Source organism: Lysobacter sp. 5GHs7-4 (assembly GCF_021284765.1).
GTDB lineage: Bacteria > Pseudomonadota > Gammaproteobacteria > Xanthomonadales > Xanthomonadaceae > Lysobacter.
This window is the reverse complement of sequence record NZ_CP089924.1, coordinates 1,891,198-1,909,544: the sequence shown is the minus strand read 5'-3', so window position 1 is coordinate 1,909,544 and position 18,347 is coordinate 1,891,198. Positions and strand designations below refer to the sequence as shown.

The 18,347-nt window shown below is 66.6% G+C and carries 19 protein-coding genes and 4 tRNA genes; 5 read left to right on the top strand and 18 right to left on the bottom strand.

From position 1 onward, the window contains the following. Positions 1 to 125: 125 nt before the first annotated feature. The 9 genes from LVB77_RS08575 to LVB77_RS08535 form a co-directional block, all read right to left on the bottom strand. Positions 126 to 767 (bottom strand): hypothetical protein, encoded by a 642-nt coding sequence (locus LVB77_RS08575; protein ID WP_232909729.1) that lies wholly within the window; start codon positions 765 to 767, stop codon positions 126 to 128. A gap of 22 nt (positions 768 to 789) precedes the next feature. Next, entirely contained in the window at positions 790 to 1,563 is a 774-nt protein-coding gene (locus LVB77_RS08570; protein WP_232909728.1) for a thioredoxin family protein, read from the bottom strand. Positions 1,564 to 1,758: 195 nt separating this feature from the next. Then, positions 1,759 to 2,424, bottom strand: a complete 666-nt coding sequence (locus LVB77_RS08565; RefSeq protein ID WP_232909727.1) for a glutamine cyclotransferase — start codon at positions 2,422 to 2,424, stop codon at positions 1,759 to 1,761. A gap of 42 nt (positions 2,425 to 2,466) precedes the next feature. Further along, on the bottom strand, positions 2,467 to 3,687 hold the full coding sequence (locus tag LVB77_RS08560) for a helix-turn-helix domain-containing protein (protein WP_232909726.1): 1,221 nt from the start codon (positions 3,685 to 3,687) through the stop codon (positions 2,467 to 2,469). A gap of 93 nt (positions 3,688 to 3,780) precedes the next feature. Next, entirely contained in the window at positions 3,781 to 4,188 is a 408-nt protein-coding gene (locus LVB77_RS08555; protein ID WP_232909725.1) for a hypothetical protein, read from the bottom strand. 185 nt (positions 4,189 to 4,373) lie between these two features. Further along, the gene (locus LVB77_RS08550) at positions 4,374 to 4,982 is read right to left on the bottom strand and encodes a hypothetical protein (RefSeq protein WP_232909724.1); all 609 of its coding nucleotides are present in this window, start codon (positions 4,980 to 4,982) and stop codon (positions 4,374 to 4,376) included. 163 nt (positions 4,983 to 5,145) lie between these two features. Next, complete coding sequence (locus LVB77_RS08545; protein ID WP_232909723.1) at positions 5,146 to 5,625, bottom strand: VOC family protein; 480 nt, start codon at positions 5,623 to 5,625, stop codon at positions 5,146 to 5,148. 183 nt (positions 5,626 to 5,808) lie between these two features. Then, complete coding sequence (locus tag LVB77_RS08540; RefSeq protein WP_232909722.1) at positions 5,809 to 6,180, bottom strand: hypothetical protein; 372 nt, start codon at positions 6,178 to 6,180, stop codon at positions 5,809 to 5,811. 58 nt (positions 6,181 to 6,238) lie between these two features. Continuing rightward, positions 6,239 to 6,610, bottom strand: coding sequence for a YciI family protein (locus tag LVB77_RS08535; RefSeq protein ID WP_232909721.1), 372 nt, complete (start codon positions 6,608 to 6,610; stop codon positions 6,239 to 6,241). Positions 6,611 to 6,765: 155 nt separating this feature from the next. Here LVB77_RS08535 and LVB77_RS08530 point away from each other — a divergent pair, with 155 nt between their 5' ends. Continuing rightward, positions 6,766 to 7,881, top strand: coding sequence for a hypothetical protein (locus tag LVB77_RS08530; RefSeq protein ID WP_232909720.1), 1,116 nt, complete (start codon positions 6,766 to 6,768; stop codon positions 7,879 to 7,881). Positions 7,882 to 8,461: 580 nt separating this feature from the next. Here the strand turns inward: LVB77_RS08530 and LVB77_RS08525 are convergent. After that, positions 8,462 to 8,791, bottom strand: a complete 330-nt coding sequence (locus LVB77_RS08525; protein ID WP_232909719.1) for a hypothetical protein — start codon at positions 8,789 to 8,791, stop codon at positions 8,462 to 8,464. A gap of 802 nt (positions 8,792 to 9,593) precedes the next feature. On the opposite strand from LVB77_RS08525, the gene LVB77_RS08520 reads away from it, so the two are divergent. Continuing rightward, on the top strand, positions 9,594 to 10,034 hold the full coding sequence (locus tag LVB77_RS08520; RefSeq protein ID WP_232909718.1) for a fasciclin domain-containing protein: 441 nt from the start codon (positions 9,594 to 9,596) through the stop codon (positions 10,032 to 10,034). A 343-nt stretch (positions 10,035 to 10,377) separates the two neighbouring features. Here LVB77_RS08520 and LVB77_RS08515 read toward each other — a convergent pair. From LVB77_RS08515 to LVB77_RS08500, 4 genes are all read right to left on the bottom strand, one after another. Further along, a tRNA-Lys gene (locus LVB77_RS08515) sits at positions 10,378 to 10,453 on the bottom strand. 50 nt (positions 10,454 to 10,503) lie between these two features. After that, positions 10,504 to 10,580 (bottom strand) — tRNA-His (locus LVB77_RS08510). 52 nt (positions 10,581 to 10,632) lie between these two features. Further along, positions 10,633 to 10,709, bottom strand: a tRNA-Arg gene (locus LVB77_RS08505). Between the two features lie 42 nt (positions 10,710 to 10,751). Further along, positions 10,752 to 10,828: transfer RNA gene (locus tag LVB77_RS08500), tRNA-Pro, on the bottom strand. 138 nt (positions 10,829 to 10,966) lie between these two features. Here LVB77_RS08500 and LVB77_RS08495 point away from each other — a divergent pair. Beyond that, the gene (locus LVB77_RS08495) at positions 10,967 to 11,725 is read left to right on the top strand and encodes a Bax inhibitor-1/YccA family protein (protein WP_232909717.1); all 759 of its coding nucleotides are present in this window, start codon (positions 10,967 to 10,969) and stop codon (positions 11,723 to 11,725) included. A gap of 78 nt (positions 11,726 to 11,803) precedes the next feature. On the opposite strand, the gene LVB77_RS08490 is transcribed toward LVB77_RS08495, so the two are convergent. From LVB77_RS08490 to grxC, 4 genes are all read right to left on the bottom strand, one after another. Next, on the bottom strand, positions 11,804 to 13,144 hold the full coding sequence (locus tag LVB77_RS08490; protein WP_232909716.1) for a Na+/H+ antiporter NhaC family protein: 1,341 nt from the start codon (positions 13,142 to 13,144) through the stop codon (positions 11,804 to 11,806). A 353-nt stretch (positions 13,145 to 13,497) separates the two neighbouring features. Beyond that, the gene (locus LVB77_RS08485) at positions 13,498 to 14,511 is read right to left on the bottom strand and encodes an isocitrate dehydrogenase (RefSeq protein ID WP_232909715.1); all 1,014 of its coding nucleotides are present in this window, start codon (positions 14,509 to 14,511) and stop codon (positions 13,498 to 13,500) included. Between the two features lie 268 nt (positions 14,512 to 14,779). Continuing rightward, the gene (locus LVB77_RS08480; protein ID WP_232910210.1) at positions 14,780 to 15,115 is read right to left on the bottom strand and encodes a carboxymuconolactone decarboxylase family protein; all 336 of its coding nucleotides are present in this window, start codon (positions 15,113 to 15,115) and stop codon (positions 14,780 to 14,782) included. 163 nt (positions 15,116 to 15,278) lie between these two features. Further along, positions 15,279 to 15,569: a glutaredoxin 3 gene (gene grxC / locus LVB77_RS08475; protein ID WP_232909714.1), complete on the bottom strand. Its 291-nt coding sequence runs from the start codon at positions 15,567 to 15,569 to the stop codon at positions 15,279 to 15,281. 239 nt (positions 15,570 to 15,808) lie between these two features. Between grxC and LVB77_RS08470 the strand changes: the two genes are divergently transcribed. Next, the gene (locus LVB77_RS08470; protein WP_232909713.1) at positions 15,809 to 17,449 is read left to right on the top strand and encodes a M48 family metalloprotease; all 1,641 of its coding nucleotides are present in this window, start codon (positions 15,809 to 15,811) and stop codon (positions 17,447 to 17,449) included. A gap of 182 nt (positions 17,450 to 17,631) precedes the next feature. Next, positions 17,632 to 18,339 (top strand): phosphate regulon transcriptional regulator PhoB, encoded by a 708-nt coding sequence (gene phoB / locus LVB77_RS08465; protein WP_055909545.1) that lies wholly within the window; start codon positions 17,632 to 17,634, stop codon positions 18,337 to 18,339. The last annotated feature ends 8 nt before the right edge of the window (positions 18,340 to 18,347 follow it).

The following is an 18,347-nucleotide window of genomic DNA, read 5'->3' as shown; positions in this document are numbered from 1 at the left end:
ATTGGCGGTGCCCCCGAATACCGGCGGCGCGCCGAAGTCTGAGCCACCCGCGCGACCAAGTACAGCCGCGCGGCCTGCGCGTCGGGAACGATCGCCGAGTCCCGGCGCGCCGCACGCGCAAGGCCTCAGCGCAGCACCACCAGCAGCGTTCCGGTCAGGGCCAGTATCGCGGTCCAGGCATGCGCCGGCCACGCATCGCGCCGTACTCGCGGCCACAAGGCCAGCCCGCGGCAAACGCCGGTGGCGATGGCGCCGGTGGTGAGCAGCATCGTCGCCATGTGCACCGCCACGGCGGCCAGCGCCAGGGCCAGCGAGCCGGAGGCGGTGATCTCGCGTGCGGGGGTATCGCTCATGCACAAGGGGATCAAGGCGGGGACCAGCATCAGGCCGGCGCCGTGCACGGTCGCCATCAGGCAGGACCATGCGGCGATGCCGACCTGGCCTGCGCGCCCGCGAAAGGCCCGTTCTTCGTGCTCGCGATGCGGCCTGCCGCGCAGGCAGCGATACGCGGCCAGAGCCAGCAATGCGCCGCCCGCGACGCCTTGCACCAGCGCGCGGTCCATCATCATTCCCGACGCGACCGCGGCCACGACGAGGGCGATGGAAGCGGCATGGCCGATCGCGATCGGCCACAGCGCCCGCCGCGCCTGCGCGTGATCGCGCGTGCGCAGGCCACAGGCGGCCGCGAACATCCAGCCGTTGGCCGGACTCAGGCCGTGCAAGGCACCGAGTCCGGCCAGGGCCAGCCAGGGCAGCAGCGCGTCCACGCGGCAGGCCTGCGGCCGGGCCTTACGACCCGCAGCAGGCGGATTTCGCCGCCGCCGGCTCGTAGCGGTCGTGGTGGCGCACCCAGGCCATGGTGAATTCCAACGCATCCTCGTCGCGCCCCTTGGGCGTGAGGTCGAGCAAGGCGTAGGTATGCATCATCACTTCCACGCCGCGGCCGTAGCGCGAATAGGTGTGGAAGACCTGACCGTCGGCATCGCGGTAGAACACGCTGATGCCGGGCGCCTCGATGTGCGGGAACGGCTGTTCGACGTAGTTGTAGTCGACGCTGGACAACGCATCCGGATCGAAATTGACGCCGAAGTCGCGGTTGAAGTCGCTGCCGTGCGAAGACACCCAGTCGAACTGCCAGCCCATGCGCTCGCGGAAACGCAGCAACTCGGCCAGCGGCGCGCGCGAGACCGCCAGCAAGGTCACGTCGCGCTGCGCCAGGTGCTGGTTGGCGCCGTCGTTGTGATCGGCCATGTAGGAACAGCTCTTGCAGCCCTGCTCCCAGCCCGGCGCGAACATGAAGTGCTGAACCATCAGCTGACTGCGGCCGGCGAACAGTTCGGTCAGGCGGCGCGGCCCCTGCGGCGTATCGAAGAGGTAGTCCTTGTCCACGCGCACCCACGGCAGCGCGCGGCGTTCGCGCGCGACCTGGTCGTGCAGGCGGGTGAGCTCCTTTTCGCGTTCCAGCAGGGTCTTGCGCGCGGCGAGCCAACGCTGGCGCGAGACCACCGGATGGTCGGCCGCATCGGTTTGGACGAACGTGGTGTCGGATATCGCGGTGTTCATGAGCTGCTCCTGGCCGGGTCGGCCGATGTGGAAGAGGCAGGCCGGCGCCCGAGCGCCGGCAAGCCGGGTCCGCCTCCGGTCGCGGGACCGAAGCGGAAGTGGTCATCGAGAGGTGCAACCGCACCGCCGTCGTCGGACGGCTGACGCCTCGGCGTCTACGTCGGTGCGGAATCGGCGGCGACGCCGCCGCGCGTATCAGCGCTGGGGCTTGCGCACCGCGCGAACCTTGCCGGTGGGGCCGCCGCCGCAATAGAACAGCTCGCCGCCGTCGAACTCCAGGCCGCTCACGTTGACGCCGGCCGGCATCTGCAGGCGTTCGAGCACGCGTCCGCTGTCCGGATCGATGCGGCGCAGATCGCTGTCGTCGCCTTCCCAAGTCGCGTGCCAGAGCTCGTCGTCGACCCAGGTCACCCCGGTCACGAAGCGGTTGGACTCGATGGTGCGCAGCACCGCGCCGGTGTCCGGATCGATCTGATGGATCTTGCGGTCGCGGTACTGGCCCACCCACAGGCTGCCCTCGGCCCAGGCCATGCCCGAGTCGCGCCCCTCGCCCGGCGCTGGGATCGTCGCCACGACCTGGCCGGTGGCCGGGTCGATCTTGTCGATGCGCGCTTCGGCGATCTGGTACAGGTGGGTGCCGTCGAAGGCGGTGCCGGCGTGCGCGGCGCAGTCCAGCTTGCGTTCGACCTGCCCGCTGTCGGGATCGAAGGCGACCAGGTACGACCCGGCCGCGGCCCAGACGCGCTGGCCGTCGTGGGTGACGCCGCCTATGTTCTGCGCGCCTTCGAACGGGCCGTACTCGCGCACGATCTCGGCGGTACGCACTGGGCCGGCTTCGTTGCTGTTTCGATTGCTGTTCATGGCGGACTCCTGTGGCGCTCGTGGCGGCGCCGTGGATTCAATCTACTCAGGCGGCAGCGCGGCGGGGAGTAACAAGATCGTCGTGAATCCGATCAGCGGCGGCGCCAGCCAGCGTTGCGCGCGGGCGCGGCCGATCGAGCGCGCCTGCCCCGCCGCTTCCAGCTCGGCCAGGGCGCGCTGGACGGTGCGCTGGCTGTCGCCCAGCGCCAGCGCCAGGGCCGAGGTCGACCAGGCCGCGCCGTCGGCCAGCAAGGCCTGCAGCGAGGCCTGTTCGCTGTCGATGGGCGGCATCAGCACCGCGACCTCGCGGCCGTCGCGCGGGACCAGCGCGAAACCGCCGGCGCTGGCTTCAATCGCCGCCAGCGGCGCGACCAGCGCGCGCAGGCGGCCGATCTCGACCCGCAGCCGCGCGCGGTGGGTCTCGTCCGGACGACGGGTGCGGAATACGCGCGCGATCAGCGCATTGCGTTCGACGTCGCCGGGCCAACCCTGCGCCAGCGCGCACAGCAGCGCGAACAGCAGCGGCCTTCGTGCCAGCGGCAACCATGCGTCGGCGGTGCGCAGGCCGCGCCGGCAGGCATCGACTACCAGTGCGCCGGACGCGAGCAAGGCCTCGACTTCGTCCAAGCGCAACGGCTGCTCGTGGCCGGCATGCACGCGGCGCGCCGCGGCGCGATCCAGCACGGCATGCGCGTCCGCCACTTCGGCCAGCAAGGCCGGCACGCGCGCGCGTTCGGCCGCGGCTTGCGCGCGCATCAGCGCCGCACGCGCCTGCACGGTGCGCAGCGAGCGCAGGGCCACTTCGGCCGCGGCGAGTTCGGCCACCGCCGCCAGCGTCGGCGGCAGCGCCTGCCCGTCGAGCCCGGCCAACGCGGAGGCGGCCGCATCGATGCGGCCCAGCAGCAACAGGCGGCGCACCGCGATCAGGCGCGCCTGCCAGGCATTGAACCGATCGCCGCGCGCGTCCAGCGCGGCCGCGGCGTCGGCGAGTTTGCGCGGCGCGTCGCCCAGTTCGCGCATCGCCAGCGCGACCTCGGCCTCGGCGACCAGGCAACGCGCGCGCGCCAGTTCCTCGCGTGCGCCGAAGCCGCGCGCGGCGCGGCGCAGCAGCTCGCGGGCGCGTGGGTACTCGCCCAACTGCGCCATCGCGATGCCGCGCAGCGCCAACGCCGGCGGGTCTTCGCGCAAGGCGACACGCTTGAGGGCGCCGAGCGCGTCGCCCGTCGACAACGCACGCCCGGCGGCGGCGATCAGGGAGTCCATCCGGACAGGCTAGCGCATCCGTCGGCGCGCCTCGACGCCCATCCCTGGCAAGTCGGTGCCGGCAACGACCAAACGCACTGCGCCGCCGATACGTCAGTCCGAAATCCAGCCGCTGGCATACGGCGGGCCGCAGCGTTGCGCCACGTCGGGATACGCCTCTTCTACATAGCGCTGCGACATCTCGCCTCCGCCAAAGCCCGTTTTCACACCAAAACGGACCACCTGCCCGTTATGCGTCTCGCGCAGGAACAGGCCCGAACGGTCGCGCCCCAGTTCGGTGCCGCGGTGCCAGATCATGGTCGTACTGCGGTCGCGGTGCGCGAGCCTCACGCAACCGCGCTCCACCACCAGCCGTCCCGATATCAAGGCCGTATGCGCGATCGCCTCGGTGCCCGGCGGCGGCGGCGCGAGCAGCGGCAGAAACGGCAGCGGCTCGGAGCTGGGCACGCTCGCGCAGCCCGAAGCCAACACGCTCAACAACAGTCCGATTGCGATTTTCATCCTGAGTCCTTGGAATGGTGGTGCGGACCGCGCCAACGCGGCTGCGTTTGCGCGTCGTGGAGGGCCGGGCGGCGTTCGCGACACGTCGGCCGCCAGCGGCGCGAACCCTCGCGCCGCAGTTGTTGCAAGTGAAAAGCATAGGCCGGTAACAGGCAGCCGCAGATCGCGTCCGCCGGACTCGCGCCTTAGGGTTTCAGGCTGCTGCGCGCCGACGCGGCCCCACCAGCCTCGGCCAGTTGACCGGGTTGCCACGACAGCGTCCAACGATAGGGGCCGGGTTCCGGACAAGGGTGCTTCTGGCGATGCTCGAGCGTGCGATTGCAGATTTTGGAATCGCGCAGCACCTCGAAATCTACCCGGACGTGACCGTCGACGATGCTCAGCGCGCGGACTTCGCCCGGCACCTGCAAGGCGACGTCGCCCGCGTAACCGGTCGCCTTTACGCGACGCTGGTCGTCGCCGGGGTTGCCGGGCATGTCGGGGTAAGGAAAACGCGGGTCAGCCTCGCGCAGCGGCGTCATCACCACGACCTCGTTGGTGCAGTCGAAATTCGCGCCGATGCAATGGGCGGTCATCAGATACACCACTTCGTCGATGCCATCGCGATTCAAGTCGGCGATATGGACGCGGCTGGCCCGATAATCGCTTTGAATGTCGTCGCCAGGCATCAGCGCCGTCCACGCGTTGGCCGCGCGGACCGCGCCGCCGCTGTCGATGGCGCAGGCAACGCCGCTGCAGGCCATCGCCAGTACCGCCACCACCGCCTTGCCGCCCCATCCTTGCAACCTGCGCATGACCGGCTCCCTGTCCTTGGTCCGCGCATCATAGGCCGAGGCGGCACAGCCCATGCGTCCGGACGCCGCCGTTGCGGTAGTCCGTGCGGGCGTGAGCTTGGCCGGTGGCAGCCCGGTTTCGGCGGCCTCGCTCCGCCGCCGAACCGGTCGAGCGCGGCCGGCTTCAACCGCGCCGTGCGGCCTCGATCGTGGCGATGTCGATCTTGTGCATGGTCATCATGGCGTCGAACGCGCGCTTGGCCGCGGCGCGGTCCGGATCGGTGAAGGCCTCGGTCAGCGCGCGCGGGGTGATCTGCCACGACAGCCCCCACTTGTCCTTGCACCAGCCGCAGGCGCTTTCCTGGCCGCCGTTGCCGACGATGGCGTTCCACAGCCGGTCGGTTTCGGCCTGATCGTCGGTCGCCACCTGGAACGAGAACGCCTCGTCGTGCTTGAACGCCGGCCCGCCGTTGAGGCCCAGGCACGGAATGCCCATCACCGTGAACTCGACCGTCAGCACATCGCCCTGCTTACCGTCGGGGTAATCGCCGGGCGCATGATGGACCGCGCCGACCCGGCTGTCGGGGAAAGTTTCGGCATAGAACGTGGCGGCGTCCAGGGCGCCGCGGTCGTACCACAGGCATACGGTGTTCTTGGCGATCATCTCGTGCTCCTGACTCAGGGAGGGGCTGCGAGCCGCGGGCATCGCGGCGGATCGGCGCGGTGCGAGAGAACGCGCCAGCGATCCTGCGTGGCGAGGATACAAAGACGGTGTTGGGTTCGGGTGAGCGCCTATGCGCAGGCGCCTTGACCTGGCGCGAGGTTACGAGCGCCGCGCCGCCGCTGCTCAGCCAGCCGCGCCGCTTCGACAGGCGACCACCGCGGTGCGCAGCTCCCGCCACCAATGCGCGGTGTCCGGACGCAGCCAACGCCACGGCAGACCCCGGCCGTAGCGCGACTTCGCCAGAATGCGCTGCGTCAACCACTCCAGCTCGAAGCCCGCCCATTCCGGCGCGGGCCCCGCACGCAGATTGAACGCCACCGCCGGCCGCACCTCGTTCCAGTAGATCGCTTCCAACTCGTCAAGCGAGTAATTGGATCCGGCACAGGTACGGGCGGCACCCGCCAACACCTGCGCCGGATCGGTGTCCATCCAGAAGTACTGCATCGCATCCCAAACGGGCGCGCGGTCGGCCAGATCCTGATCGGGCGGTTGCATCGGGTGGGAATACCGGACGAGTGCGGATGCCTGCGACTCTAGCGAACCGGCGGGCCGGTTACCCAGCCAGATAGAAATCCATGGGAATCAACTCGACGACCCACCCGCATTCTTCGCCCAGCGTGGCGGCCGGATGCATGGAGGCGATGCGCAGCGCTTCGTCGGCGTCGTCCGCTTCGATGATGAACAGACCGCCCACCACCTCTTTGGACTCGGTGTAAGGCCCGTCGGTGACGCGCGTCCTGCCGCCGCGCGGCCGCAGCGTCCGCCATTGGCTCAGATCGCCCAGCGACGCCGACACCCGCATCTTGCCGGTTGCCTGCATCTTTTCGTCCAAGGCCGGGCATTGGCCCACCAAGGCCTTCACGTCGTCGGGCGCCATCGCAGCGAACTTTTCGGGGTTGTAGTAGGCCAGGCCGAGATACTTCATGGGTGCTGCTCCGGGTGAATGTATCTAAGCGACGAAGCGGGAGGCGGGAAATCGACAATGCTTGAGCAACGCGTGTAATGGATTTCACTGCGGAGTTGATATCAAACTCGACGAGAGCACCACCTTGAAGTGCTCTTTGCAATTGCGAGATGCGCATGGAAAACGAAGAAAACATGACCTTCATGGTCCAGCTGCCAGCAGACTTCCCACTCTCGGACCTTCAGCAGATCGCGTCGATTCTGGAGCAGTCAGACGTATTCGTTCCCGGCTACATCCCACCGGACATCGGGATGTACCACCCTATGGGGCACTTTTACGGCAGCACGATAGATAAAGTTGGCATCATCCTACTGCCCGACAGGAACATCGTTTCGCGATTGGCCAAGGCAACTACTGGACATAAGGCCGATGACCAACAGCGGTTAGCAGCCGCAATCCTTGCCTTCGCCCAGTGTCTCGACATCCAATTCGAGCCGTCGATCGCATACCACGAACTAGGACCTTCTCAGGGAAACTTGGCGGCTCACGAGGAACTCGCCCGGTTCCGGCTGGCAGATCACAGCCATCCCCGCGGGTGGATGGATCTGGCCCTTGGTCGTACCGACAGCATTTCATTTCCGGGCGATCCGCCAATAGTTGCGGACAGCCGCGACCTCACGAAGCCATTGCATCGCTGGCATTGCAATTACATCGCCACACTCAAGATCAGCGAACTGGAACTCCTTCCTCTGACACCGCTCGAGCGCATGCTACAGCTACTGGAGTGGATGCATCACGACTTCATCGTGGCTGGCCCTGCAGCAATCTTCGCATGTCACTATTTCGCACCCAGCTTCCCACGAAAGCGCTTACTCAAGGGCCTGCGGTCAGAACATCGCGAACGAGCTCTCGCAGGTGCCGCCAACGCCGCTTGGGACATAACTCATCTCAGTGAATTCATCCGAAAATCGAATGATTCGATTGGCACCAACAATCGCTTCGTGTTTGCCTCGCTGGACGAAAGCTTGCGTAGCGTCGCGAGGACATTGTTCACCGCAACAGTTGAAGATCCGGCACTAGAACGGTTAGCTGCAATACTTGCGACTTGGTGGCCCAACGACCAGTCCCAGAGGATCGCGGACCGTCTGTCAGAACTGGTCAGGCTGCGCCGCGATCCGGCATGGTATGAGCGGCAACGCAATAGCCCGAATGCGATCCCAGAGTTCATCGCGCAAGGCGAGGCCAGGCTGCGAGCCTGGTCGCCAGTCACTGAAGATGCCGCAAAAGAATGAAATTGTTCTCTGCAGGAAGTATGCGAGCCGATTTCGGGTGGCGACTGCAAAACGAACCGCTGTCGCAAGTGCCCACCAAGGATTCGCGCCCGGCAATGAATTGCTTTGTCGAAGCTTTTACCGATGCGCCCTCGATAGCCATTCCTTGGTGCTGCGTCTGCTTGGATTGGGGACGGATGTTCATCCGGCGAGCGAAGCACGCCCTCACGGCGATCCGCCATACAGCGCGCAAAAGAAAAAAGCACCGGGACTCGGGCCCAGGTGCTTTTTCTTTATCGATGGGCCGTCAAGGATTCGAATCTTGGACCTATTGACTTAGAGTTTGGGAAATTTTGCCCTTAAATCAATAAATTAAGCAATTCCAATTTCCCGGCAGCGCCCACCCGCGGCGCCGCTAGATCAGCAACCCACCACCCATTTTCCCGGTGTCCGCTATCGGCCGGAAGCGGCCATTCGCCGGGGTCAATGCGTTGCTTCGTCCGGCCAAACTAGAACGGACATTGGCCCCGCCGCCCCTTGGCCTCAACGTCCGCTAACGGCCAGAAGCGGTCATTTGCCAACGCCGAGATTCTGTTGCCCTTCACCATCCATAGAGCGTCAATGTCACGAGTGCCGCAAACCCCGTAATCGCGGTGAGCCAATACGCGATCAACATTACGACCCGGTAGCGACCACAATAGTGGATACCATCTCTGTCAAAGCTATCGGAGTACACACGGTGGTGCAGATACAGCATCGTGCTGCGCGCGCTTAGTACGGTACGGCCCTGCCAGATGATGGGCTGCTCGGCGTGTAGCCATTGCCGTGGATGTCGCACCTTTAGCTGGTGCAGGAATGTCAGCCAGACCACGGTTTCCACCGCGATCGCGACTGCGAACACCCCACTGGCGATTGCTGTGATCTGGTTCATGTCGATCTAGCGTCAGCAGGAGGAGCCCTCATCTGGCGCGTTTTGGCTGCCTGACTTTGTTCGTGAACGTCAGGATCGATCGACGGCCATCCCTCGTTCTCCGCAGCCGCGATGGCAGCGTCGAAACCACCACGTTCTGGGCGCCAGTGCGGCGCATCCTGAACAACTCTGTGGCGTTTGGCTGGGTGCATGGCAGTTCTCGAGATTGAGGCACGCCTCTGGGCTGGCTATGGTCGCGAGAAGCCGCGAGCCCTGAGCAGAAAGCTCTTTAGCGCCTCAGCGTACGCATAGTCGGTGAGTGATAGTTGAGGCTGCACATGCTCAAGCCGAGCACGAAACTCCCAACACAGATCAAGCAGCTTTCGGTGACTTTCCGCTTCGGCCAGTTCGGTCTGGCGTCGATCTTCACTCAAGGTGTCCATGAAAGCCTGTTCAGGCGGGCTCTAGACCGCCCGCTTTGGCGGAGCAGATTTCACCATAGCACCTTTGCTGTTAGGCCGACGTTCGCATATATCAACGGCGGCAGGGCGCGCTGCCAGGCGTAACGACGCTCCGCCAGATGAACAAGATGGTGGAGCAGTCTTCAGAATGGTGGAGCAGTCTTCAGATCACGAATAAGTAACAGCCGATAGCGCACAGTCCGCTGGCACTACGACGCAATGTCGTAACGGCCACTCAGCCGCGCAGCACTTCCCACTCCCTACCCGCACTGAGCCTCTCTTGCCCTTGCCGTCGGCAGGGGCCTGGCTTCGGCCACTCTCGATTCCGTGAACTTCGGATCGCATCAAAGGTAATCATCTTCATGAGCACCATGACCAACACCAATTCCAAGAACCTCCTCGACACGGCCGCGGCAAACGGGTCGTTCAAGACCTTTGGCAAGGCGATCGAACGCGCGGGCATGAGCGACACGCTGCGTGGCGTGGGCCCGCTCACCGTCTTTGCACCCACGGATTCGGCGTTCGAAAAGCTTCCGGCTGGAAGGCTGGACAACCTCTTCAAGCCTGAGAACAAGGAAGAACTCGTCTCGCTGCTGAATTACCACCTCGTCAACGGTCGCAAGACTGTGGCCGACATCGGCGAATGGGAGGCCGCCAGGACCGTCAACGGCCAACCGGCTCCAATCACCGTGGCCAACAACAAGGTCAGCATTGACGGCGCGCAGGTGACGTCAGCCGATATCGACTCCAGCAATGGCGTCATCCATGGCATCGACAAAGTCAACATTCCGACCAAGCAGTAACGTCGTCGGATTGATCGTGGAACGGCGGGCTTGCCCGCCGTTCTTCTTTCAGAGAGGAATCCCAATGCTTCCGCAGTTGCGAGCCAATGTCCGTTACGGCCAGAAGCGGACAACGAGGCCATGTGCGTATGTAGAGGAACTCCCTCTCCTGTCCCCTCCTGCTCGCCGGCTCGTCTCCACTTGCTGCATTCCGGCCTTGGGAAAAACGAGTCAATTGCTCTGCTGCGCTGAGATGTAGCTGCAACAAGCCTTACAGCCCATAAGCAAGATTTCATTTTCCCGGCATTTCCCCGGAAACAGGCAAAAAAAAGGCACATAGGTTTCCCTAAGTGCCTGTTTTATTTGGTGGGCCGTCAAGGATTCGAACCTTGGACCTATTGATTAAGAGTCAACTGCTCTACCAACTGAGCTAACGGCCCGGTAAACCGGAGCGGCACTATAACAGAACAACTCAGTGCCGTACAACAAATGGGGTGGAAGACGGGATTTGAACCCGCGACCCCCGGAATCACAATCCGGTGCTCTAACCAACTGAGCTACATCCACCATAAAACTTTTCGGTACGCACGCATTGTAGCGCGAACGAACCCGCAAACTTTGGCGCGCCCGGCGGGAATCGAACCCACAACCACCGGCTTAGAAGGCCGGTGCTCTATCCAGTTGAGCTACGGGCGCCAGTCGAACCATCTTAACTGACGCCCCAGCCCGAGTAGCGGATGGTCGGGGCAGAGGGATTCGAACCCACGACATCCAGCTCCCAAAGCTGGCGCTCTACCAGGCTGAGCTATACCCCGAGCCGGGACTCCCGTTGCGCGCCAACGCCGCGAAAGGCCGACTAGTTTGGGCGGCGGCACCGCCGCTGTCAACGACGCATCGCCGGAAGCCGGCCCGTGTATGCTCCCGCCATTCATCAGGGACTACAGGGGCGAGCAATGCGCAGCGGCAATCCGGCACTCAAGGAATCCACCTTCCTCGATCTGGCCACCGGATCGGTGGTCCAAGGCGACAGCCAGGCGATGAGCTTGAACGGCACGGTCAACAAGACCGGCCTCTTGCTGCTGCTGACGGTGATCACCGCGGCCTACGCCTGGAGCCAGATCACCATCACGCCCGAGGGCGCGACCGGCCTGATACCGTTCGCCCTGGTCGGCGGCCTGGGCGGCTTCGTGCTGGCGATGGTGACGGTGTTCAAGAAGACCTGGGCTCCGGTGACCGCGCCGCTGTACGCGCTGGTCGAGGGCCTGTTCCTGGGCGCGATCTCGTCGGTGTTCGAGGCGCGCTTCCCGGGCATCGTGATGCAGGCGGTGATGCTGACCTTCGGCACGCTGTTCGCGCTGCTGATGGCTTATCGCTCCGGCCTGATCAAGGCCACCGAGAACTTCAAGCTGGGCGTGGCCGCGGCCACCGGCGGCATCTTCCTGCTCTATCTGGTCAGCTTCGGCCTGAGCTTCTTCGGCATCAAGGTGCCCTACATCCACGAGTCGGGCCTGATCGGTATCGGCTTCAGCCTGTTCGTGGTGGTGGTGGCGGCGCTGAACCTGGTGCTGGATTTCGACTTCATCGAAACCGGCGTCGAGCAGCGCGCGCCCAAGTACATGGAGTGGTACGCCGCGTTCGGCCTGATGGTCACGCTGGTGTGGCTGTATATCGAGTTCCTGCGCCTGCTGTCGAAGCTGCAGTCGCGCAACTGAGCGGGCCGGCACCGATCCACGAAAAAGGGCGCGAAAGCGCCCTTTTTCTTTGCCGTGCGGAGATGGCGGGTGAGCCCCTCAGCGCGCAGCGCTGTCGGCTGTCTGCGCCTGCGGCGCGCGCTTACGCGAAGACCACAGCATGGCCACGATGGTGATGCCGCCCAGCAGCCAGCTGTAGTGCACGCTGCCGGCCAGGGCCAGCGGCGAGACCGCGCCCAGCGAGGCGGCCAGCAGGATCTGCGCGCCGTACGGCAGGATGCCCTGGGTCACGCAGGCGAAGATGTCCAGCACGCTGGCCGCGCGCGCCGGCGGCACGCCGTGCTGCTGGGCGATGTCGCGGGCCAGGCCGCCGCTGATCAGGATCGCGACGGTGTTGTTGGCGGTGAACACGTCGGTGGTGGCCGACAGCGCGGCGATGCTGACCTCGCCCGCGCGCCGGCTCTTGTGCCCGCGCGCGAAACGGCCGATCACCTGCGCCAGCCAGGCCAGTCCGCCGGTCGCCTTCATCAACGCGCCCAGGCCGCCGACCAGCAGCGACAGCAGGGTGATTTCGACCATGCTCTCGAAGCCGTCCCAGATGTGTCCGGCGTACGCGGCCAGGCCGAAGTCGTCGGCCAGGACGGCGCCGAAACCGCCGGCCACCAGCAGGCCCACGCTCAGCACCACGATCACGTCGACGCCGGCCAGGGCCATGCCCAGCACGACCAGGTAAGGCAGGATCAGCCAGGCCGAGACCGGCTCCAGCGGCGCGACCGGCGCGGTCTCGCCGACGAAGCCCAGCACCACCAGCGTCAGCAGCGCCGCCGGCAGGGCCAGCTTGAAGTTCTCGCGGAACTTCTCGCGCATGGTGCAGCCCTGGGTGCGGGTGGCGACGATGGCGGTGTCGGAGATCACCGACAGGTTGTCGCCGAAGGTGGCGCCGCCGATCACCGCGCCCAACACCAGCGCGCGGTCCAGGCCCGAGGCGTCGGACACGCCCAGCGCGATCGGCGCGACCGCGGCGATGGTGCCCATCGAGGTGCCCAGCGACAGCGAGATGAAGCCGGCGACCAGGAACAGGCTGGGCAGCAGCAGGGCCGGATGCACATGGCCGATGCCCAGCGAGACGATGGCGTCGACCGCGCCGATCGCCTTGGACACTTCGACGAAGCCGCCGGCGAGCAGGAAGATCAGGCACATCAGCACCACGTTGCTGTCGCCCATGCCTTCCAGCAGCGTCTCCAGCGGCTTGAGCTTGCGGCGCCAGGCGATGAAGGCGGCCAACGCCAGCGCCGGCAGGATCGCCACCGGCGCGCGCAGCTGGTAGAAGCCCATCGCCTCGCCGTGGGTGGTGAAGTAGATCCCCGCGCCGAAGAACAGCGCCAGGAACAGCAGCAGCGGCGTCAGCGCGAGCGCGCTGGGGCGGACCGGGGCATTCATCGCTTCATCCGAATGGAACAAATAGGTTCGCTATTCTGCGGTGCAACATGGGCGCTGTCGAGGGCTTGGGACGGGGGGCGGTAGGCCGTTCAGGTGCGGGGCGGGTGGGGCCGCGGTACGGCGCCCCGGCCAAGGTCGGCGCGGCACATGCCCTCATCCCAACCCACGCCCCGGCCCAGCCGCGTAGCGGTCGGGCGTTCGATGCGGCGCGAGCCGATGGCTCGCAAACGCCGCCCCTCACCCCGCGAGCGGTAGAGGGACTAAAAGCAATAAGCGGCTCAGGCCAAGCAAGCCCCAAAACGCAGCGAGGCGCCCGAAGGCGCCCCGTGCGGTACCGGCGTGGCGATCGAGGATCAGGCCGCGGCGCGGCGGGCGATCGCCTTGGCGAAGGACATGGTGTTGCCCTCGCCGCCCAGGTCCGGGGTCAGCGAATCCTTGGCTTCGAGCGTGGCGATGATGGCCTCGCGCAGCTTGGTCGCCTTCTCGGGCTGGCCGATGTGGTCCAGCATCTGCGCCGCGCCCAGCAGCAACGCGCAGGGGTTGGCCTTGCCCTGACCGGCGATGTCCGGCGCGGTGCCGTGCACGGCCTCGAAGATCGCCGCGTCGGTGCCGATGTTGGCGCCCGGGGCCAGGCCCAGGCCGCCCACCAGACCCGCGCACAGGTCGGAGATGATGTCGCCGAACAGGTTGGTGGTGACGATGATGTCGAACTGCTCCGGACGCATCACCAGCTGCATGCAGGTGTTGTCCACGATCATCTCGTTGCACTGGATGTCCGGGTACTGCTGCGCCACTTCGCGCGCGGTCTTCAGAAACAGGCCCGAGGTCGACTTCAGGATGTTGGCCTTGTGCACCACGGTGACCTTCTTGCGGCCGGTCTTGCGGGCCAGGTCGAAGGCGTAGCGCACGATGCGCTCGGAACCGCGGCGGGTCACCTTCTGGGTGAGCAGCGCGGTCTCGCCGTCTTCCGACAAGGTCTGGCCTTCACCGATGTAGGCGCCTTCGGTGTTCTCGCGCACGGTGATCAGGTCCACGCCCGACGGGAAGCGCGACTTGGTGTTCGGGAACGACTTGGCCGGACGCACGTTGGCGTACAGGTCGAAGCGCTTGCGCAGCTCGACGTTGATCGAGCTGAAGCCCTCGCCGACCGGCGTGGTCAGCGGGCTCTTCAGCGCGATGCGGTGCTTGCGGATCGAATCCATGGTGGCCTGCGGCAGCAGTTCGCCGTGCTTCTCCAGGGCGACCAGGCCGGCATCGGCGAATTCGTAGGACAGGCCGACGTTCATGGCGTCGAGCACGTGCAGGGTGGCGTCCATGATCTCCGGGCCGATGCCGTCGCCACGGATGACCGTAATGGTTTGCGTCATGAGGGAATTCTTCCAGCGATAGGGCGCGGCGCAAGCGGCGCGGCGCAAACAAAGGTGCGAGCCCCGTAATTATGCCGGAAGCGGCCGCGGCCTGCATTCGCAGGCGTATTGGACGATGGTCGGGGGTGCTGGAGGCGGGCTGTAGGCTGAACTCGCGTTCAGGTGTGGCCGGTGCACGGCCTATTCGGACCTGAGGTCGGGGAACAGCCGAAGCAGGAGCGAATCCCCCTCAATCCCCCTTTTCCAAAGGGGGAGGCAAGAGCGGCGCTCAGCCGTGGTCGTGACCGGCGGGCGCCGCGGCTTCGCCTTGTTCCAGCTTGTCGAGGAAATCCACCGCGCGGCGCAGGTGCGGGATCACGATCGAGCCGCCGACGACCAGGCCGACCGAGAAGGCTTCGAACATTTCGTCGCGGTTGACGCCGGCTTCCTTGCACTGGGCGACGTGGTAGCTGATGCAGTCGTCGCAGCGCAGCACCATCGAGGCGACCAGGCCCAGCAACTCCTTGGTCTTCAGGTCCAGCGCGCCGGGCTGGTAGGTCTGGGTGTCGAGCGCGAAGAAGCGCCGCACGACCTGGTTGGGCTCGGCCAGGATGCGCTCGTTCATGCGCTTGCGGAACGCGGTGAACTCGGCGACGCGGTCGCTTTCGGTGCTGTCGTTGCTCACGGGTGACTCCTGAAGGTAAGGCGCGCGGCCGGCATGGCGATGCCGGCAACGAACAGGGAAGCAGGACCGCCCGGCGCCGGACGGTACGCGAATGCCGGCGGCGTCAGACGCCCGCCAGCAGCGGCTCCAGGCCGCCCGCGCGATGCAGCGCGATCATGTCGTCGTAGCCGCCGACGTGGGTGCCGCGGATAAAGATCTGCGGCACGCTGGTGCGGCGCGTCAGCGCCATCATCTTCTGCCGTTCGGCCGGATCCAGGTCGATCCGGACCTCGGTCCAGGACTCGCCCTTGCTCTTCAGGAAGTTCTTCGCGGCCACGCAATAGGGACAGATCGCGGTGGTATAGATCACGATCTTCTCGGGCGGTGCGTGCGGCGCGGTGTCGTTGGCGCTCAAGACGGTTCTCCGGATGAAACTTGGCGGGGTGCCTGCGGTCGAATATGGGCCCGCATGGCGCACCATTAAACCGCGCCTGCGGAACGCTGTCGTCCATCGGCACCGTGCGCCCCCGTGCGGACTGTGCCGATCGGCGGTCCGATTAATGGATGATTCACACCGCCGGACGTGGCGGGCCGCATTCTGCCGTGCGAACGTGCACCCGCCGCCCGCACCACCCGCGACCGAGGAACGCCTGCTTGCGCCGTATCGCCCTGCTCTCCGCCGCCATCACCCTCGCCGTCGCCAGCGTCTGCGCGCCGGCCCAGGAATCGAGCCTGCCCGACATCGGCTCGTCCGCCGGCGAACTGCTGACCCCGGCGCAGGAGCGCGAATACGGCGCGATGCTGCTGGCGCAGCTGCGCCACTACGACTATCTGCTGGAAGACCCGCTGATCAACAGCTGGCTGGACACCCTGGGCACGCGCCTGGCCGCCAGCAGCGACCGCCCGCGCCAGCCCTTCACCTTCTTCGTGATGCGCCAGCGCCAGATCAACGCCTTCGCCACCCTCGGCGGCTATATCGGCGTGAACGTCGGCCTGGTGCTGGCGGCCGAGCGCGAGGACGAAGTGGCCGCGGTGCTGTCGCACGAAATCGCCCACGTCACCCAGCAGCACGTGCTGCGCGGCGTCGAGCGCGCGCAGCGCGACCAGCTGCCGATCCTGTTGGCGATGCTGGGCGCGATCGTCGCCGCCCAGGCCGCCGGCGGCAATTCCGCCGACGACGCCGCGCAGGCGGCGATGGTCTCGGCGATGGGCCTGATGCAGCAGCGCCAGATCGACTACACCCGTTCCAACGAATCCGAGGCCGACCGCCTGGGCATCCAGACCCTGGCGCGCAGCCAGTACGACCCGGCGGCGATGGCGGATTTCTTCGCCAAGATGCAGGCCAAGTCGCGCAGCAACAAAGCCGGCTACTTCGGCCCCACGCCCGACTACCTGCTGACCCACCCGGTCACCACCACGCGCATCAGCGAGGCCAAGGCGCGCGCCGAGCAGATCGAGCGCAGCACGGTGATCGCCACCACCAACACGCCCAACGCCACGCGCAGCGAGCGCATCCCCAAGAACGGCTACACCCTGCCCAGCGACTCGCGTGGGCTGGACAACCCGCTGGTGCCCAACGGGCTGCGCCTGCAGGGCTATGCGCTGTCCGGCGGCGACACCGGCTTCTTCGAGTTCGCGCGCGAGCGCATGCGCGTGCTCAGCGCCGAGTCGCCGCGCGACGCCATCGCCGAGTACGAGCGCCTGGGCAAGGCCAAGCTGGACGACGCCCAGCGCTACGGCCTGGCGGTGGCGCGCATGCGCGCCAATCAGGCCGGCGCGGCGGCGCCGGTGTTCGCCGAACTGTTGGAGCAGCACCCCGGCCACCTGTGGTTGAGCTTGGCGCTGAGCGAGGCCGAGGCCCAGAGCGGCAAGACCGCCACGGCCGACGCGCGCTTCGAATCGCTGCTGCGGCAGATGCCCAACAACCGCGCGGTCGCCCTGACCTACGCCCGCACCCTGTCCGAGCGCAACACGGTCGAGGCCGGCAAGCGCGCGCAGGCGGTGCTGCGGCCGCTGATGGGCGCCTCCAGCGAGGACGCGCTGTTCCAGCGCGCGTTCGCACGCGCCTGTGAGATCGCGGGCGACCCGATCCGCGCCGGCGAGGCCTATGCCGAGGCCGCCTACCTCGGCGGACGCCCGGAACAGGCCCTGGTCCAGCTCAACACCCTCAAGAAGCGTCCCGAGCTGGATTACTACGCCCGCGCCCGCATCGAGGCGCGGATCGCCGCGATCACCCCGACCGTGCTGGAGCTGCGGCGCCAGGGCGTGAAGGACGAGGATCTGCGCAGGCGCTGAACGCGGGTCGGCGATGGCCGCGGGCGGTTATGGGCACCCCGTCGCTGTTCGCGCATTGCCGTTCCCGGCGTTTGCGACAGTGTCACGCGGGCGTCACAAAACGGTAGTGTACTGGCGCGGTTTCCAGGAGCCCTGTTTTCCGGGGCATTCCGCCGACCCGCCTCCACTCCCCCGGTGACCGCGTGCAGAAGCGCATCCTCATAGTCGAAGACGAACCCGCCATCCGCGACATGGTCTCCTTTGCCCTGCGCAAGGGCGAGTACGACCCGATCCATGCCGGCGACGCGCGCGAGGCCCAGGCGGCGATCGCCGACCGCGTCCCCGACCTGATCCTGCTGGACTGGATGCTGCCCGGCACCAGCGGCCTGGAGCTGGCGCGGCGCTGGCGCAAGGAATCGCTGACCCGCGAGATCCCGATCATCATGCTGACCGCGCGCGGCGAAGAGAACGACCGCGTCGGCGGCCTGGAAGCCGGCGTCGACGACTACGTGGTCAAGCCGTTCTCGGCGCGCGAACTGCTGGCGCGCATCCGCGCCGTGCTGCGCCGCTCGCGCGAGGACGACGAGGACGGCAGCGTCGGCATCGGCCCGCTGCGCATCGACGGCGCCGCCCACCGCGTGTTCGCCCAGGGCGACGGCGGCGACCAGGCGGTGCAGATCGGCCCCACCGAGTACCGCCTGCTGCACTTCTTCATGACCCATCCCGAGCGCGTGTACTCGCGCACGCAGCTGCTGGACCACGTCTGGGGCGGCAGCGTCTATGTCGAGGAGCGCACGGTCGACGTGCACATCCGCCGCCTGCGCAAGACCCTGGAACCGCACCGTCTCGACGGTATGGTCCAGACGGTGCGCGGCGCCGGGTATCGTTTTTCCGCCTCGCTCGCCGCGTAAGCTTGGCG

Bases quoted from the DNA above. Each gene is read 5' to 3' on its own strand.
- LVB77_RS08540 (WP_232909722.1), bottom strand. From the start codon at position 6,180: ATGCAACCGCCCGATCAGGATCTGGCCGACCGCGCGCCCGTTTGGGAT.
- LVB77_RS08480 (WP_232910210.1), bottom strand. From the start codon at position 15,115: ATGAACGAGCGCATCCTGGCCGAGCCCAACCAGGTCGTGCGGCGCTTC.
- LVB77_RS08565 (WP_232909727.1), bottom strand. From the start codon at position 2,424: ATGAACAGCAATCGAAACAGCAACGAAGCCGGCCCAGTGCGTACCGCC.
- LVB77_RS08550 (WP_232909724.1), bottom strand. From the start codon at position 4,982: ATGCGCAGGTTGCAAGGATGGGGCGGCAAGGCGGTGGTGGCGGTACTG.
- LVB77_RS08560 (WP_232909726.1), bottom strand. From the start codon at position 3,687: ATGGACTCCCTGATCGCCGCCGCCGGGCGTGCGTTGTCGACGGGCGAC.
- LVB77_RS08570 (WP_232909728.1), bottom strand. From the start codon at position 1,563: ATGAACACCGCGATATCCGACACCACGTTCGTCCAAACCGATGCGGCC.
- LVB77_RS08555 (WP_232909725.1), bottom strand. From the start codon at position 4,188: ATGAAAATCGCAATCGGACTGTTGTTGAGCGTGTTGGCTTCGGGCTGC.
- LVB77_RS08545 (WP_232909723.1), bottom strand. From the start codon at position 5,625: ATGATCGCCAAGAACACCGTATGCCTGTGGTACGACCGCGGCGCCCTG.
- LVB77_RS08490 (WP_232909716.1), bottom strand. From the start codon at position 13,144: ATGAATGCCCCGGTCCGCCCCAGCGCGCTCGCGCTGACGCCGCTGCTG.
- LVB77_RS08530 (WP_232909720.1), top strand. From the start codon at position 6,766: ATGGAAAACGAAGAAAACATGACCTTCATGGTCCAGCTGCCAGCAGAC.
- LVB77_RS08525 (WP_232909719.1), bottom strand. From the start codon at position 8,791: ATGAACCAGATCACAGCAATCGCCAGTGGGGTGTTCGCAGTCGCGATC.
- LVB77_RS08535 (WP_232909721.1), bottom strand. From the start codon at position 6,610: ATGAAGTATCTCGGCCTGGCCTACTACAACCCCGAAAAGTTCGCTGCG.
- LVB77_RS08495 (WP_232909717.1), top strand. From the start codon at position 10,967: ATGCGCAGCGGCAATCCGGCACTCAAGGAATCCACCTTCCTCGATCTG.
- LVB77_RS08520 (WP_232909718.1), top strand. From the start codon at position 9,594: ATGAGCACCATGACCAACACCAATTCCAAGAACCTCCTCGACACGGCC.
- LVB77_RS08485 (WP_232909715.1), bottom strand. From the start codon at position 14,511: ATGACGCAAACCATTACGGTCATCCGTGGCGACGGCATCGGCCCGGAG.